Raw genomic sequence first — 15124 nt, forward strand, 5'->3', positions numbered from 1 at the left:
AAGGGGTGCCGCACACCGCCCAACCACCGCCGCACCCCACACTCCGGCACCCCAACGACACACCCAAAGCCCCCTGAAACCGCTCCCACTCTCAAGTCCCGACACAGACGAAACCCCGGTACGCCGCAGAATGGCGTACCGGGGTAGCAGGAACTGTCAGCTAGTTGCCCGAAACCGAGCTGATCACCAGCCGCGCAGCACCAGCACCGGCACCAGCACCAGCACCAGCACCAGCACCAGCCCCACCAGCACCAGCCCCACCAGCACCACCGGCACCGGAACCAGCACCAGCACCACCAGCACCGTCGTCGCCCTCCACATCGACGGCGACGAGGTCCCCGTCACGGATCTCGCCGGCCAGCAGCTTCTTGGCGAGCGGGTCGCCGATGGCCTGTTGGATGAGTCGGCGCAGGGGTCGGGCACCGTAGGCCGGGTCGTAGCCGCGGTCGGCGAGCCAGCCCTTGGCGGCGTCGGTGACGCTGAGGCCGAGGCGTCGGCCGGAGAGCCGGGCGCCGAGGTCACGCAGCTGAATGTCAACGATGCCGCGGAGAAGTTCGGGCGAGAGGGCGTCGAAGACGACGACGTCGTCGAGCCGGTTGATGAACTCGGGTTTGAAGGCTCGCTTGACGGCGTCCATCATCTGCTCGTGGGTGCCGCCGGCCCCGAGGTTGGAGGTGAGGATGATGACGGTGTTGCGGAAATCGACGGTGCGGCCTTGGCCGTCGGTGAGGCGGCCGTCGTCGAGGACCTGCAGGAGGATGTCGAAGACGTCGGAGTGGGCTTTTTCCACCTCGTCGAAGAGGACGAGGGTGTAGGGGCGGCGTCGGACGGCTTCGGTGAGCTGGCCGCCGGCGTCGTAGCCCACGTATCCGGGAGGCGCGCCGACGAGCCGGGCGACGGAGTGCTTTTCGCCGTATTCGGACATGTCGATGCGGACCATGGCACGGTCGTCGTCGAAGAGGAATTCGGCGAGGGCCTTGGCGAGCTCGGTCTTTCCGACGCCGGTCGGCCCGAGGAAGAGGAAAGATCCGGTGGGCCGGTTGGGGTCGGCGATGCCGGCGCGGGATCGGCGGACGGCGTCGGAGACGGCCTCGACGGCGGCGCGCTGCCCGACGACGCGTTCGCCGAGCATCTCCTCCATACGCAGCAGTTTTTCGGTTTCGCCCTGCATCATCTTGCCGGCGGGGATGCCGGTCCAGGCGGAGACCACCTCGGCGATGGTTTCGGGCGTGACCTCCTCGGAGACCATGTGGGCGCCGCTGCGCTGGGCTGCTTCTTCCTCGGCAGTGGCGACGCGCTTCTCCAGTTCGGGGATGCGGCCGTAGCGCAGCTCGGAGGCGCGGGCGTAGTCGCCGTCGCGTTCGGCGATCTCGGACTCGTTGCGCAGCTTCTCCAGCTCTTCCTTGGCGGCTTGGACGTCATCGATGGCGGCCTTTTCGTTGGCCCAGCGGGCCTTAAGTTCGCCGAGCTTTTCCTTTTCGTCGGCGAGGGTGGCGCGTAGTTCGGCGAGGCGTTCGACGGAGGCGGCGTCGGTCTCCTTCGCGAGCGCGATTTCCTCGATCTCCATGCGACGGACGACGCGCTCCAGTTCGTCGATTTCCTGCGGCGAGGAGTCGATCTCCATGCGCAGGCGGGAGCCGGCCTCGTCGACGAGGTCGATGGCCTTATCCGGCAGGAAGCGATTGGTGATGTACCGGTTGGACAGTTCCGAGGCGGCGACGAGCGCGGAGTCCTGGATGCGCACGCCGTGGTGCACCTCGTAGCGCTCCTTGAGTCCGCGGAGGATGCCGATGGTGTCCTCGACGGTGGGTTCGCCGACGTATACCTGCTGGAAGCGGCGCTCCAGGGCGGCGTCCTTCTCGATGTACTTGCGGTACTCGTCGAGGGTGGTAGCGCCGACGAGGCGCAGCTCACCGCGGGCGAGCAACGGCTTAATCATATTGCCCGCGTCCATGGCGCCCTCACCGGACGCCCCGGCGCCGACGATGGTGTGCAGCTCGTCGATGAACGTGATGATCTGCCCGTCGGAGCCCTTAATGTCGTCGAGGACGGCCTTGAGGCGTTCCTCGAACTCGCCGCGGTACTTAGCGCCGGCGACCATGGACCCGAGGTCTAGGGACATGAGTGTCTTGCCCTTGAGCGATTCGGGAACGTCGCCGGCTACGATGCGTCGAGCCAGCCCTTCCACGATGGACGTCTTGCCGACGCCCGGCTCGCCGATGAGCACCGGGTTGTTCTTCGTGCGCCGGGAGAGCACCTGAACCACCCGTCGGATCTCCGCGTCGCGGCCAATCACCGGGTCAATCTTGCCTTCCCGGGCGCGGGCGGTGAGGTCAGTGGCGTACTTCTCCAGCGCCTGGAACTGCCCCTCCGGGTCCTGGGTGGTGACCTTCTTGGAGCCGCGCACGGACTGGAAGGCGCCCTTGATCGCGTCGTAGGTGGCGCCGCGCTTAGTGAGCAGCTTGGCCGCGTCGTCCTCCCCGCGGGCGATGGCAGCCAGCAGCACCTCGGTGGAGACGTACTCGTCGCCGAGCTCCCCAGCCAGTTCCTGGGCGGCGTTGAGCGCGGTGAGGGCTTCGCGGTTAAAGTTCGGGTTGGCCATGCCGGAGCCCGACGCCGACGGGTATCCGTCGACGAGCTCGCGGGCCTCGGCGGCGACGGTGTCGGGGTCGACGCCCGTCGCCTTGAGAACCGGGGCGGCAATGCCATCGGCTTGGCTCAAGATAGCGGCCAGCAGGTGGGCGGGCCGAATGTCCGGGTTGCCCTTCGCGGAGGCCTGCTGCAGCGCCTGCTGCAACGCCTCCTGGGTCTTGGTGGTGGGATTGAAGGAGCTCATGGGCTCTGCCTTTCTGTCTTTATCTGTCTTTCTACTCCTTCTAACGATCCTAAAGTTGAGTCTGTTCCACTAAACCCAAAATTTTTTGAGCGCCCTCGACTCAACTTCGCCTCCCGCTGCCCTGACGCCCGCCCGTCGTTAAGATATGGGCCATGACTGAGCTCTTCCTAGTCCGCCACGGCGAGACCGACTGGTCCCGCACCGGCCGTCACACATCATTCACGGACCTCGACCTCACGGAACGCGGCGTCGAGCAGGCCCTCAGCCTCAATGGGCAGCTCAAGCGGGAGGACTTCGGGCTCGCCTTCACCTCACCCCGGCTGCGCGCGCGGCACACGGCGGAGCTCGCCGGCTTCGGCGACGCCGTCGTCGACGAGGACCTGCGCGAATGGGATTACGGGCAGTACGAGGGCAAGACCCCCGCGGAGATCGCCGCGCTGAGCCCGGGCTGGAAGATTTGGAGCCACGGGGCGCCGGAGGGCGAGAGCGTCGACGAGGTCAGCGCCCGGCTCGACCGCTTCATCGACACGGTGCGCGCCTCCGGCGAGCAGCGCGTCATCGTCTTCGCGCACGGGCATTCCCTGCGCGCACTGACGACGCGGTGGCTCGGCCTGCCCATGACCATGGGCGCGGCGATGCCCCTGGAGACCGGGCACCTCAGCGTCCTCGGGGATTACAAGGGGGTTCCGGCGCTGCTGCGCTGGAACGCCTAGCGGGGCCTACCGCGGGTCGACGGTGTCCAGCGCCGGCGCGGGGCGTCGCAGCGCGATCGCCACGACGAGGGCCACAGCGATCATCGCGGCGCCAAGGGCGAAGGCGTGGCCGGCACCGTCGGCCTGCGCCGACGGGGCGTGTCCCCCGGCCGCGGAGGACTGCGCGTAGACGGCGATGAGCACGGCGGTGCCGGCGGCCGCGGCGAGCTGCAAGACGGTGTTGAGGATCGCCGAGCCGTGGGAGTACAAGCTGGCGGGTAGTGCGCCGAGCGCCGTCGTCATCAGCGGCGTGAAGACGAAAGCGAGGCCGCCGACGAGCAGCGCGTACATGACCATGACCGCGCCGACGGCGGAGTCCGCAGTGACGGTGGACATCCACAGCAGCGCGACGAGCATCGCGGCCATCCCCGGGACGACGAGCGGCCGGGGGCCGAGACGGTCGTAGAGCCACCCACCGACGGGCGACAGGCAGGTCTCGACGAGCCCGCCGGGCAGGGACACGAGCCCGGCGACGAGCGGGCTGGCCAGCAGGGCACCCTGCACGTACAGCGGCAGCGCATTGGCGACGCCGAGGATCATGGCCTGGACCAGCACCAGCGCGACGAGCGCGAGGCGGTAGGCGGGCACCTGCAGCGGCGCGAGGTTGAGCAGGGCGGTGCCGTCGTCGCGGCGGGCTCGTTGGCGTCGCACGAAAAGGACGAGGCCGCCGGAGCCGAGGACGAGGGCGGCGAGAGCAGCGACGGCGCCCGGGGCGGCCGCGATGATGGCGCCGACGCCGGACAGGCCATAGACGAGGCCACCGAACGCCACGGCGGACAGGGCCAGGGAGGCGACGTCGAGCGGGGCGTCGCGGCGCGTGCCGACGTTCGGTAGCCGGACCGCGGCGACGAGCCCGACGACAGCGAGCGGCGGCACGAGGAACCAGAACACCATGCGCCAGTGGAACCCCTCCATGACGGCGCCGGCGTAGGTCGGGCCGAGCGCGGGTCCGACGGCCATGACCACGGCAATCGCTCCCATGACGGCGCCGCGCCGGGCGGGCGGGACGACGGTCATGACCACCGTCATCTTCAGCGGAATGATGACGGCGGTGCCGACGGCCTGGACGACGCGCCCGGCCAGGGCCAGGGGAAAGCTCGGCGCGAGCGCGGCGGCGACGGTGCCGAGGGTGAACACGACGATGGAGAAGAGGTACACCTGCCGGGTGGTGAAGCGGTCGAGCATCCACCCGGTGGCGGGCAAGATGATCGCCATGGTGAGCATTACCGCAGTGAGCAGCCACTGGGCGATGAAGGCGGGGATGGCGAAGTCGGCCATGATGCGCGGCAGCGCCACGGAGATGCTCGTCTCGTTGAGCATCATGAGAAAACCCGTCGCCACGATGATGACGATGGCGCCGATCGCATCCCGGCCGAGCCTGTCCGGCTGGGCTGACACGGTGCTAGCTCGACAACTCGCGGGCCGCCTGCTTGCCGGGCAGCCAGCCCAGGACGACGGCGGAGCCCAGGACGGCGACGGCGATCGCTAAGGTCACCCACCCGAAAATCGCGGTGATGCCGGCGAGAACGGCGATGGGGGCGAGGATCGTCATACCGATCTCAAAGGGCGCGAAGCCCACGTAGGCGACGCCGTATTCGTTGAGCGTGCCGGACTTGAGCTTGGGGTCGACCATCTTGAGCAGCGCGATGCCGGTGGCCAGGGCGGCGGTGGCCCAGCCCCAGCCGAAGATTCCGCGTTCGAGCCACTGGTGACCGAAGTACACCGGGGAGACGAGGAAAAGGAAGATGACGCAGAAGATCGTGCCCAGGACGAAGAGCAGCACCAGCGGCACCCAGTAGCTGGCGATCGCCGCCGGGACGATGGAGGCGATGCCGAAGGCGATGAGGTAGTCGGTGGCCGCGCCGGAGATCGAGGAGACGGTCTCCCGGTCGAGGTAGTTGGGCCGGCCAGTGACGTTCAGCCCGAAGCGGCCGAGCAAGCCGATGACGAAGGACATGGCGAAGAGCGGGACGGAGACGTTGTCCCAGGTGTTCGCGATGAACTGGTTGACCAGGTAGGCGACGAGCACGGTGAAGACAACGAAGCCGCCGTGCAGCGCCAGCGGCTCGATGGCCGAGGGGTTGGTCGTGGCGCGGCCGATGGAGGGGCGGTCGGCCTCGTTGGCGATGTAGCCGGAGCGCAGCTCCTTGGGCAGTTCGCCGGTCAGCTCGGTGGAGCGGCCGGTGCGGATACCCCAGTTCGCCACGATGACGCCGCCGATGATGGCCACGAGGGTGCCGATGGTGGCGGAGGTGAATCCGAGGGAGGCGGCGGCCTCAGCACCGTTGGCCTCCAGCCCGGAGCCGACGGCGGCAGCCGTGCCAAATCCGCCGACGAAGCCGACCGGCAGCATCATTCCGAACCAGTCCTCGGTCTCAAAGAAGGGCTTGAAGAGGTACACGCCCAGCAGGGTGAAGATGGCCCACTGTCCCATGAACATGCCCGTGGAGTAGCTCCACATGGTGCGCGCACCCTTACTGACGCTGCCGCCGAGGTCCATCGAGTAGGCCATGGAGGCGAACACGATGGCGATGAGGATGGTGGTGTAGGAACCGATCTTTTCGGAGAAGCCGATCCAGCCGAGGACGCTGGGGCCCAGAACGAGCCCGATCAAGCCCGCGGTGATCGGCGCGGGAAGGAGAAGCTGTTGGAAGACGCGGACTCGGTGGCGCAGGAAGTTACCGACGACCATGAGTGCTGAGATCCACCCCACATCGATGAGTAGGGAAAAGGGCGTGTACTCCACGAAGACCACCTTCTTTCTTTGGTTTTTCAGGTCCAATGTCAAGGAATAATAAACCGTCGTCCCAGCTCACGATAATCCTTGCCACTAATACCCTTGCAGTTTGAGGACACGTCACCTATTGTGAGGCCTATGAAAGCCTTCGGATTTTTAAGTTTCGGCCATCACGCAGTCCCCGGCCAGAATGGCCCTTCGGCTGCTCAGGTGCTCAAGGACCACCTCGCCATCGCCCGGGAAGCGGACGCCATCGGCGTCAACAACGCGTCGTTCCGCGTCCACCACTTCGCTCCGCAGGCGGCCTCGCCCATGCCGCTGCTCGGCGCCATCGCGGGTTCCACCAAGCATATTGAGGTCGGCACCGGTGTTATCGACATGCGCTACGAGAACCCACTGCACCTCGCCGAGGAGGCCGCTGCCCTCGACCTCCTCGCGGACGGCCGAGTAGCCCTCGGCGTCTCCCGGGGATCACCCGAGCCCGCACAGAAGGGCTGGGAAGCCTTCGGCTATGAGGGTAGCGACAATGGCGCCGACCTCGCCCGCAGCCACTTCGAGCAGTTCCTGCAGGCCATCGACGGCCACGGGATGGCCGTCGCCGACGACCTCGACAAGCAGTACCCGCGGATGTACCACCCCGGTACCGCCCTCCCCGTCTTCCCGCACTCCTCCGAGTTGCGCAAGAACATCTTCTGGGGCTCGGGAACCCATAGCAGCGCTCGGCAGGCCGCCCGCGACGGCGTCAACCTCATGTCCTCCACCCTCGTGTCAGAGGCCGACGGCCGTACCCTCGGCGAGGTTCAAGCGGAACAAATCGAGGAGTTCCGGGCGGAATGGGCACGCGCCGGCCACGCCTGGACGCCCCGGGTGTCCATCTCCCGGTCCATCTTCCCGCTGCTCACCGACGCCGACCGCGCGCTGTTCGGCCCCACCGCCACTAGCTCGGACCAGATCGGTTCCCTGGGCGAGGGCCGCCAGGTAACCTTCGGCCGCTCCTACGCCGCCGCCCCCGACGAGCTCATCGACCAGTTGCGTGAGGACCCCGCCATCGCCGCCGCGGACACCCTGCTGCTCACCATCCCCAATCAGCTAGGGGTGGAGACCAACGTGCGAATCCTGCGAAACTTTGCCGAACACGTCGCTCCGGCGCTGGGCTGGCAGCCGAATACGGCGGGTCCCGTCACGGGTTACCCGATGAATCCCGCCAACTAGGGCACAATAGAGGCCATGACTGGCCTGACTCTCGCCTCGGTTGCCGACGCCATCCGCTCCTTTCCCGACGAGTTTCGATCCCGGACGCTGACTGGTTTCTTCGCCGCCGAGTTCCAGGCCCGCCAGCTCTTCGGGCTGCACGCCACGCAGGCCCATGACGGGCTTCCGGAGGTCATTGCGTGGGCGTTGGAGCGGTGCGGGATCGACGGCCACGTCCCGTCCGAGGTCCTCGATCGCCTCCAGCGCCTCGCGCTCGTCAATCGACGCTTCGGTTTCGCACCGTCGGCGTACTCCAGCTACGCCGAGGCCATCACCACAGCACTGAAGGATCTTGCCTACGTCCACTTCGGCGAGGTGAACATTCTTCCGTCACAGATGTTTGCCGCCACCCTGGCCTTGGACACGTGCGCGCGGTACATGCAGCGCGCCGCGCAGAAGGCCGACGACGCCGGAGTTCCCGCCATTCACCACGCCGCCGTGGAGGACGTCAACCGGATCAGCTCCCGGCTAAGCGTCGTAAGGTTGCGCTGCACCCCAGAGCTCGTCTACGAGCCGGGGCAGGCTATCTACGTCACCGCCCCTTACCTCGCGGGATTGTGGCATTCCCTCACCCCGACGACCCCCGCCAACTTAGGCAGCAGCGTGGAGTTCTACGTCGACGCCACCGACGGGTTCGACGCCGTCGCCAGCCTGGCTGCGGCGCGGATCGACGAGCAGTGGATCCTCGGCGGCGCGCACGCGTCGCTGCGCCTCGACCCGGCCGCGACCAGCCTGACCATCATCGCCCACGGCACAGGCCTGGCCGCGGCCCACGCGCTCGTCTTCAGCCTCGTCGACGCCGCCAGGCGCCCCCAGGTCCACCTCGTCGCCACGGCGGAATACCCGGGCGAGCTCATCAACCCGCCATCGCTGCGCGCCCTCGCCGCACACTCGACGTGGCTCACCCTCGACGCCTGCGTCGCCCACGACGCCGACGCTTGGCTGGTACCCCGGCCTGGCGTGGCCCGCACGACGGCCGCGGAGGTGGGCGCGCACCACGGGTCGGCGGTGTCGACGCTGGGCAGGGCGCAGCTGCGGGCGGATCAGATCATCGTGCTCGGCGCCGCCGAGAAGGTACAGGCCACCTGCGAGGAACTCGTCGGCGCCGGGGTGGCGCCGGAGCGCATCACCACCCGCGACGACGACTTCCTCGCGCGGTAGGCGCCAGTAACGTAGCCACAAAGCACGTCCTGGCTTGTGGTGTGGTTTCGCTTCCTCACTGGGCTCCCTGCGGTGTTTGGGCCTGAGGTCAACCTCAGGCCTCGTCTAGGCCCCAACCAAGTAGCCCAGGGCTTAACACAGCGCCTCGCGGGAATCAAGGTTAAAAAATAGTTTCGGTTCTCAAGGTTCATCTTTCCATCCAAGACTAGACCGGGCATGCCGTCCCCGCTTAGTCTGAGGCTAGCGGCGAATTTCGCTACCACGACACGGAGGGAATTACGGTATGACCTTTAAGATTACGAGAGCACCCCCGGCAGCCACACCCATTCCCGGGAGAACGAGGCCTTTCCTAACGCCCAGAGTTTCACCACTCACCGGGCTCAATCCGCCCGACCTGCGGGCACATACCCGTGGCACTGCAGCGCGAAATCTAGGAAACACGACACCACCACGTTTCACCTCAACCCTCACTCAACCGCAAAGGGCTGAGGGTCACCCCAATTCACTTCCCACACCCCAAGGAACATTTCATGAAGAAGCGGGTTTTACTAAATCTTGCCATCAGCGTCTCGCTCACCGGGATTGACCGGAGGCGCCGTGGGATGGTGTGCCGGGTACGCTATCCGGGGGACCGGTAATGAGTACGCCTAATACAAAAGCCAATACTTCAAACGCTCAGGGTGAGCGGACTGCAACTCCGGTTCGCTACGCACTAATGACGGGCTGCAGCCTCTTCGCCTACCTAGCTGGCAGCTACTGCATTTCGCAGTGGGAATACCGCGGTACTTTCTACCTGCTGGCGAGTATTTCACTCATAGGTTTACTTTTCTCTATGAAGGCCCGGAACAAAGACACCGCCTACCTGGATCCGTCGCTTACTCGCTTCGCCGGCTACGCGTACATTTTCGTCGCACTCACCACGATTCCTCTGGCCATACTGTGGTGTGGGCCTCACCCCACGTCGACGTCAGCGGCGCTGAAGATAGCGGCGGCGCTGCTTCAGACTTCGCCGTTCTTCGTCCTAGCGTTTCTCTCATGGCGTCGCGGCCGGGATTCGCGGCGCTAGCGAGTGCGTTTTTCGTTGTCCACGCGTGGCGGCCATCACGAGGCTAGCGGGCGTCGAGTACCGGCAACGCTGCGCGGGTCTCGGCTACGAGGTCCGCACTGACGTCGGCGTAGATGATGGTCGGTTCGGCGCCGGCCTCGGCGCGGACAGCCCCGGTGGGGTCGACGATCATGGAGTGCCCGATCCCCGTCGGCCCGGTGTCTTCCTTATCGCCCGCGTGGGCGGAAGTGCCCAGACGGGCTTGATCCGCGGCGACGACGTAGCTGACCGAATCCAGCGCCCGCGCGGTGACGAGGGTCCGCCAGGCGTCGAGCTTGCCGGGCCCGCCCGCCCAACTGGCTGGCAGCACCATGACCTCGGCGCCGGCGCGCGCGAGCCGAACGAAGTGCTCGGGAAAGCGCACGTCGTAGCAGATCGCTAGGCCGAGTTTGAGCCCGTCGACGTCGACGATGACGTCGTCGCACCCCGGCCGGACGGTGTCGGACTCCCGGTAGGAAAACGCGTCGTAGGTGTGGATTTTTCGGTAGGCCAGGTGGTGGCCGCGGCCCGTAATGAGCGCGGCGTTATCCACTCGGTTGATGCGCTTGCCGTCGCGTTCGACGGTGTCCGCCGGCAGGAACATCCCGGCGACGATGAGGACGCCCAGTTCCTCGGCGAGCTCGCGCAACCCGGTGGCGAAGGGCCCGTCGAGGCCTTGCGCCTGGGTATCGAGCCGGCCTGTACCGAACGCCTGGCTGGAGGCCTCGGGCGCGACGACGACGTCCGCCCCCGCGTCGGCCGCCTCCCGGACAAGTTCGCCTAGGCGGCGGGCGTTGTCCTCAGTATCAGATCCTGACGTCCATTGCACGGCTGCGAACTTCATGGGGCAAGTCTATGTGGATAACTGGTCGTTCTCCACAGCCCGTCGCCGCTGGTTGAGCGCACAGCTGCGGCCGCGTGCCAGGCTCACTGGCATGACGCTGCTTCGCTTCTCAGACACCACCATCCTGCGCTCCCGTCTGGCCATCGACCGTAACCGTTTCTCCGCCAGCCCCGCCACTACCCTCGACGCCCCGGCCACCTCCGCCGCTCTCACGCAGGCCCGAGCGCTGTGGGACGACCACGTGCGGGGCTACGCCGGTTCCGCGTCCACCCTGCTCACCGACCTCCACACCGTGCTCACCCGCGCCCACGACGTCGACGACGCCCTCGCCGCCGCGTTAAAGGGGGCGTTATGAGCGTGGCCCTCGACCCACAGCAGCTCCGCGCCGCGGCCGAGGCCCTAAGGCTGTACGGCGCCGCGCTGCGCCGGGAGCGCGACGCCGCCGAGGAGGAGCTCGCCGCCGTCCTCATCGACGCCTCCGGCCCGGCCATTGACGCGTTCCGGCACACGTTTGCGGACCACGAGCGCCTCCTCGACGACCTCATGGAGCAGGTGGATCGCGTCCGCGACACCCTGGAAAAGGTCATCCCCCTCGCCGACTGGCTCACCTCCATCATCCAATGGCTCCAGCCCATAGCCGACTTCGACCCCGTCGCCCGGGAGGCAGCTCGCGCCTTCGCCTTCCTGGGCGAACGCCTCGATAAGGCATGCGCCGACGAGATCCTCCGACAGTGCACCCCTGCCCTGGGCCCACCTCGCACAACGCTCGGCGAACAGTCCGGGGCAACGCTCGACGACATCTACGCCGCCAACACCGTCGACCTGTCCGCAGACCTTGCCGGACTGCTCGACCGCCACCCAGACCTACACCTGCTTGAGGTTTACGACGGCGGGTTCGTCGGCGTCGTCGGCGACCTGGAATCGGCCGATACGGTGACCACGTTCATCGCCGGCGTCGGCTCCGCCAAACCGCAGGATTGGGACGGCCACGTGAACAAGACCCGGGACCTTTCGCATGCCCTCGGCCCGCGTTCAGCCGGCGTCGTGTGGTTGGGCTACCGTGCCCCGAAGACGGTGTTGTGGGGAATGCAGCGCGAACCCGCCAAGGTGGGCGGGCACGAGCTGGCGCGGTTCCAGCGCGAGCTGGCCGACCGCTACCCGGAGCAGCGACGGATCGTCGTCGGGCACAGCTACGGCACGGACGTGGCCAGCCGGGCAGCGCTTTCTGGACTGTATGCCGACGACCTCGTACTCATCGGGTCCCCGGGAGTGCCAGCAAAGGATGTGACGGAGTTTCGTTTGTACTCGGACGCACCCCGAGTGCATGCAGTCACCTCTGAAGGCGACGCGATCGGGCTGGCCACCAGCAGGCACGGCGGGGCCCAGGGCGTGGATCCAGCCTCGGCTGAGTTCGGGGCGCTGGTCTGGGACACACCCTACGACGGCGACCACTCCGATTACTTCTACTCCGAGGAGTTCCGCGCTGCGTACCGGGACCACCTCCTGCGTCGCGAGGGGGTGGGAGCCAACTAAAAGCCCGTTGTTAGCGCTATCCTAAGACCGAAAGGTGGAGGGAAGCGTCCAGCAACGGCCCTCCGTCTAGACCAATGGAGCGGCAAGCCGCTTAACCCTACCAAGTCAATTTCCCACCTAACAGGAGGTATGCCATGCTTCTAGCCGAGGAGCGTGCCCTAATCGCAGAGTACTGTCAGCATTTCGCATCCGATGGACTCGTCGTCGGTACAGCCGGAAACATCTCTATCAGAGTCGACGATTTGGTAGCGCTCACACCAACGGGGCTCCCCTACGTCGGCATTCGTCCGGAGGACATCTGCGTCGTCAAGATGGATACCGGCGAACTCGTCGAGGGGGACTACCAGCCAACGAGCGAAATCCATCTCCACCTTCAAGCCCTGGAGACTACAGGTCTGAACTCGGTAGTCCACACCCATTCGACGCATGCCACTGCGGTGGCCAGCATGGAGGGAGTCACCGAACTACCCACGATCCACTACGCAACCGCCCCGATGGGAGGAGCCCTGCCCGTCACCGAATACGCCCGTTATGGCAGCCAGCTTTTGGCTGACCGCGTCGAGGAAGCACTCAGGAACCACACCGGCTGCCTCCTCGGCAACCACGGTTCCGTTGCCGCAGGTAAAGACCTTGCGGAAGCCTACACCAAGGCACTCACCATTGAATGGACGGCACAAGTCTGGCTCCTCGCCAGGTCCGCCGGGACCCCTCGCTTGCTCACCTCAGAGCAGGTTGCGGACTGCCGGAGCGCCATGGCTACCTACGGCCAGCCCGTAAAGGCCTAGCGCCCCCTTGACGAGCGGATCGCCAGCTCCCATTAGGGAGCTGGCGATTTTTTGAGCCATACGGACGCTAACGATCTTCTCCATTCCCGCTCAACCCCCCAAATGGGTGGATTGACTACACCCTCCAGCGAGGTCTCCTAGATCCAGCAACCGCCAGCTGTCGCCGCGACCAGGACTTTTCATTCGCCGCCAGTTTCACAGACCCCGAACCGGCCACGCAGCACCCAAAGATGGCTTAACCTACGTGTTAGCGCAAACATTCAGTGCCGCTGGATCAAAAGCAAGACTCCTACCACGAGTTAAGAATTGTTAGCGGTCACCAGGCTTTGCCCCAGACACCACTTCTCTGAGCCAAGGAGCACCTCATGGCTAACCATCCGAAGATCGCGATCCGACCCATCATCGACGGGCGTCGCCGCGGCGTCCGCGAGTCCCTGGAAGACAAGACCATGGACATGGCTCGCGTGGCGGCGGACCTCATTTCCTCGCAGCTGCGTTACGCAGATGGCGAACCGGTCGAGGTAATCGTCGCCTCCGAAACCATCGGCCGCGCCGGCGAAGCTGCCCGCGTTGCCGAAGAGTTCTCCACCGAGAACATCTGCGCCGAGCTCACAGTGACTCCCTGCTGGGACTACGTCACTGAAGTCATCGACATGAACCCGCGCATCCAGCACGCTGTGTGGGGCATCAATGGCACCGAGCGCCCTGGCGCGGTCACCCTTGCCGCGGCAATGAGCGCCTACGCACAGTTCGGCGTCCCCGCTTTCGGAATGTATGGCTACGACGTCAAGGACGCTGATGACGAAGAGATCCCTGCCGAGGTGCGAGAGCAGATCCTGCGTTACGCCCGCGCAGCCGTTGCTATCGGCCAGCTTAAGGGCAAGAACTATCTGCAGATGGGGTCGCAATGCATGGGCATCGCCGGCTCTATGGTTGACCGTGGCTTCTTCAAGAACTACCTCGGTCTCGGCGTGGAATCCGTGGATATGATCGAGATCGACCGTCGAATCGCCCTCGGCATCTTTGATCCGAAGACCTACGACACCGCCCGCGAATGGGTCCGCAGAAACCTGGTGCAGGGCGAGGACATCGTCAACCTGGAGGAGGACTTCCTCAGCCCGGAACAGACTGAGCAGCAGTGGGACTACGTCACCAAGATGCTCATCATCGCCGAGGACCTGCTCCACGGCAATCCAGTCCTAGCCGAGCTCGGCTTCCCCGAGGAGGCTGCTGGCCACAACGCGATCGTCGGCGGATTCCAGGGCCAGCGCCAGTGGACGGACTACAAGCCGAATGCCGACCTCATGGAGACCTTCCTCAACACCACTTTCGACTGGCGAGGACCGCGACAGACCACCACATTCGCCACAGAGAATGACACTCTCAATGGCGCCACCATGTTGCTGGGCCATCTCCTCACCAACAAGTCGCAAATGTTCTCCGATGTGCGTACATACTGGTCTCCGGCCGCCGTCAAGCGCGTCACTGGGCACGTACTCGACGGAATTGCTGCCGACGGCTTCCTGGACTTGCGCAACTCGGGCGCAACGACGCTCGACGCTACCGGCGCCATGACCGACGCCGAGGGCAACCCCGTCTTCAAGGAATTCTGGAACGTCACCGAGGACGATCAGGCGGCAGCCCTAGCCGCCACCACCTTCCACCCGGCCAACAAACCCTATTTCCGCGGCGGTGGATTCTCTACTCACTTCGCCACTCGCGGCGGAATGCCTGTCACCATGGCTCGAATCAACCTGCTTGCCGGTATCGGCCCGGTCCTACAGATTGCGGAAGGGTGGACCGTCGAACTACCCGATGAGGCACGAAGCATCATCGAAAAGCGGACGGATCCTGCATGGCCGACCACGTTCTTCGCTCCGCGCCTCACCGGCGAAGGTGCCTTCACCTCAACTTACGAGGTGATGAACCATTGGGGCGCCAACCACGGAGCGATCGGCTTCGGGCACTACGGCGCGGACCTCATCACCCTCGCATCGATGCTGCGTATCCCAGTCAACATGCACAACGTCGACGGCACTGACGTCTTCCGCCCACGTAACTGGGCGTTCTTCGGCACCGGCGATGTCGAAGCTGCTGACTTCCGTGCTTGCGCCACCTACGGTCCCTTCTTCAAGTAACCG

The 15124-nt window shown here is 65.9% G+C and carries 12 protein-coding genes; 8 read left to right on the forward strand and 4 right to left on the reverse strand.

The features are described from left to right. Nucleotides 1-160 precede the first annotated feature (160 nt). Complete coding sequence (gene clpB, locus CUTER_RS09645; protein ID WP_047260248.1) at nt 161-2836, reverse strand: ATP-dependent chaperone ClpB; 2676 nt, start codon at nt 2834-2836, stop codon at nt 161-163. Between the two features lie 152 nt (nt 2837-2988). Between clpB and CUTER_RS09650 the strand changes: the two genes are divergently transcribed. Then, on the forward strand, nt 2989-3549 hold the full coding sequence (locus CUTER_RS09650; protein WP_047260249.1) for a histidine phosphatase family protein: 561 nt from the start codon (nt 2989-2991) through the stop codon (nt 3547-3549). Between the two features lie 6 nt (nt 3550-3555). Here CUTER_RS09650 and CUTER_RS09655 read toward each other — a convergent pair whose 3' ends face one another. After that, the gene (locus tag CUTER_RS09655; protein ID WP_047260250.1) at nt 3556-4986 is read right to left on the reverse strand and encodes a DHA2 family efflux MFS transporter permease subunit; all 1431 of its coding nucleotides are present in this window, start codon (nt 4984-4986) and stop codon (nt 3556-3558) included. Between the two features lie 4 nt (nt 4987-4990). Next, nucleotides 4991-6334 carry a sodium/glutamate symporter gene (locus tag CUTER_RS09660; protein WP_047260754.1) on the reverse strand — a complete coding sequence of 448 codons (1344 nt, stop codon included), beginning with the start codon at nt 6332-6334 and terminating at the stop codon, nt 4991-4993. A 129-nt stretch (nt 6335-6463) separates the two neighbouring features. On the opposite strand from CUTER_RS09660, the gene CUTER_RS09665 reads away from it, so the two are divergent. The 3 genes from CUTER_RS09665 to CUTER_RS09675 all read left to right on the forward strand — a co-directional run bounded on the left by CUTER_RS09665 (nt 6464) and on the right by CUTER_RS09675 (nt 9803). Next, nucleotides 6464-7537 (forward strand): LLM class flavin-dependent oxidoreductase, encoded by a 1074-nt coding sequence (locus CUTER_RS09665; protein ID WP_047260251.1) that lies wholly within the window; start codon nt 6464-6466, stop codon nt 7535-7537. Nucleotides 7538-7552: 15 nt separating this feature from the next. Beyond that, nucleotides 7553-8737 carry a hypothetical protein gene (locus tag CUTER_RS09670; RefSeq protein ID WP_047260252.1) on the forward strand — a complete coding sequence of 395 codons (1185 nt, stop codon included), beginning with the start codon at nt 7553-7555 and terminating at the stop codon, nt 8735-8737. 832 nt (nt 8738-9569) lie between these two features. Continuing rightward, the gene (locus CUTER_RS09675; RefSeq protein ID WP_144412306.1) at nt 9570-9803 is read left to right on the forward strand and encodes a hypothetical protein; all 234 of its coding nucleotides are present in this window, start codon (nt 9570-9572) and stop codon (nt 9801-9803) included. A 43-nt stretch (nt 9804-9846) separates the two neighbouring features. On the opposite strand, the gene CUTER_RS09680 is transcribed toward CUTER_RS09675, so the two are convergent. Further along, a complete protein-coding gene (locus tag CUTER_RS09680; RefSeq protein WP_047260254.1) occupies nt 9847-10665 on the reverse strand; it encodes a carbon-nitrogen hydrolase family protein in 819 nt (272 codons plus the stop codon). A 91-nt stretch (nt 10666-10756) separates the two neighbouring features. Here CUTER_RS09680 and CUTER_RS09685 point away from each other — a divergent pair, with 91 nt between their 5' ends. The 4 genes from CUTER_RS09685 (at nt 10757) to CUTER_RS09700 (ending at nt 15121) form a co-directional block, all read left to right on the forward strand. After that, nucleotides 10757-11020, forward strand: coding sequence for a hypothetical protein (locus tag CUTER_RS09685; protein WP_047260255.1), 264 nt, complete (start codon nt 10757-10759; stop codon nt 11018-11020). Beyond that, the gene (locus CUTER_RS11140) at nt 11017-12198 is read left to right on the forward strand and encodes an alpha/beta hydrolase (protein ID WP_052844109.1); all 1182 of its coding nucleotides are present in this window, start codon (nt 11017-11019) and stop codon (nt 12196-12198) included. Before CUTER_RS09685 ends, CUTER_RS11140 begins: the two co-directional genes overlap by 4 nt. Before the next feature lie 134 nt (nt 12199-12332). Then, nucleotides 12333-12983: a class II aldolase/adducin family protein gene (locus CUTER_RS09695; RefSeq protein ID WP_047260256.1), complete on the forward strand. Its 651-nt coding sequence runs from the start codon at nt 12333-12335 to the stop codon at nt 12981-12983. Between the two features lie 365 nt (nt 12984-13348). After that, nucleotides 13349-15121 carry an L-fucose isomerase gene (locus tag CUTER_RS09700; protein WP_047260257.1) on the forward strand — a complete coding sequence of 591 codons (1773 nt, stop codon included), beginning with the start codon at nt 13349-13351 and terminating at the stop codon, nt 15119-15121. Nucleotides 15122-15124: the final 3 nt, after the last annotated feature.

The sequence above is a fragment of the Corynebacterium uterequi genome (assembly GCF_001021065.1).
GTDB lineage: Bacteria > Actinomycetota > Actinomycetes > Mycobacteriales > Mycobacteriaceae > Corynebacterium > Corynebacterium uterequi.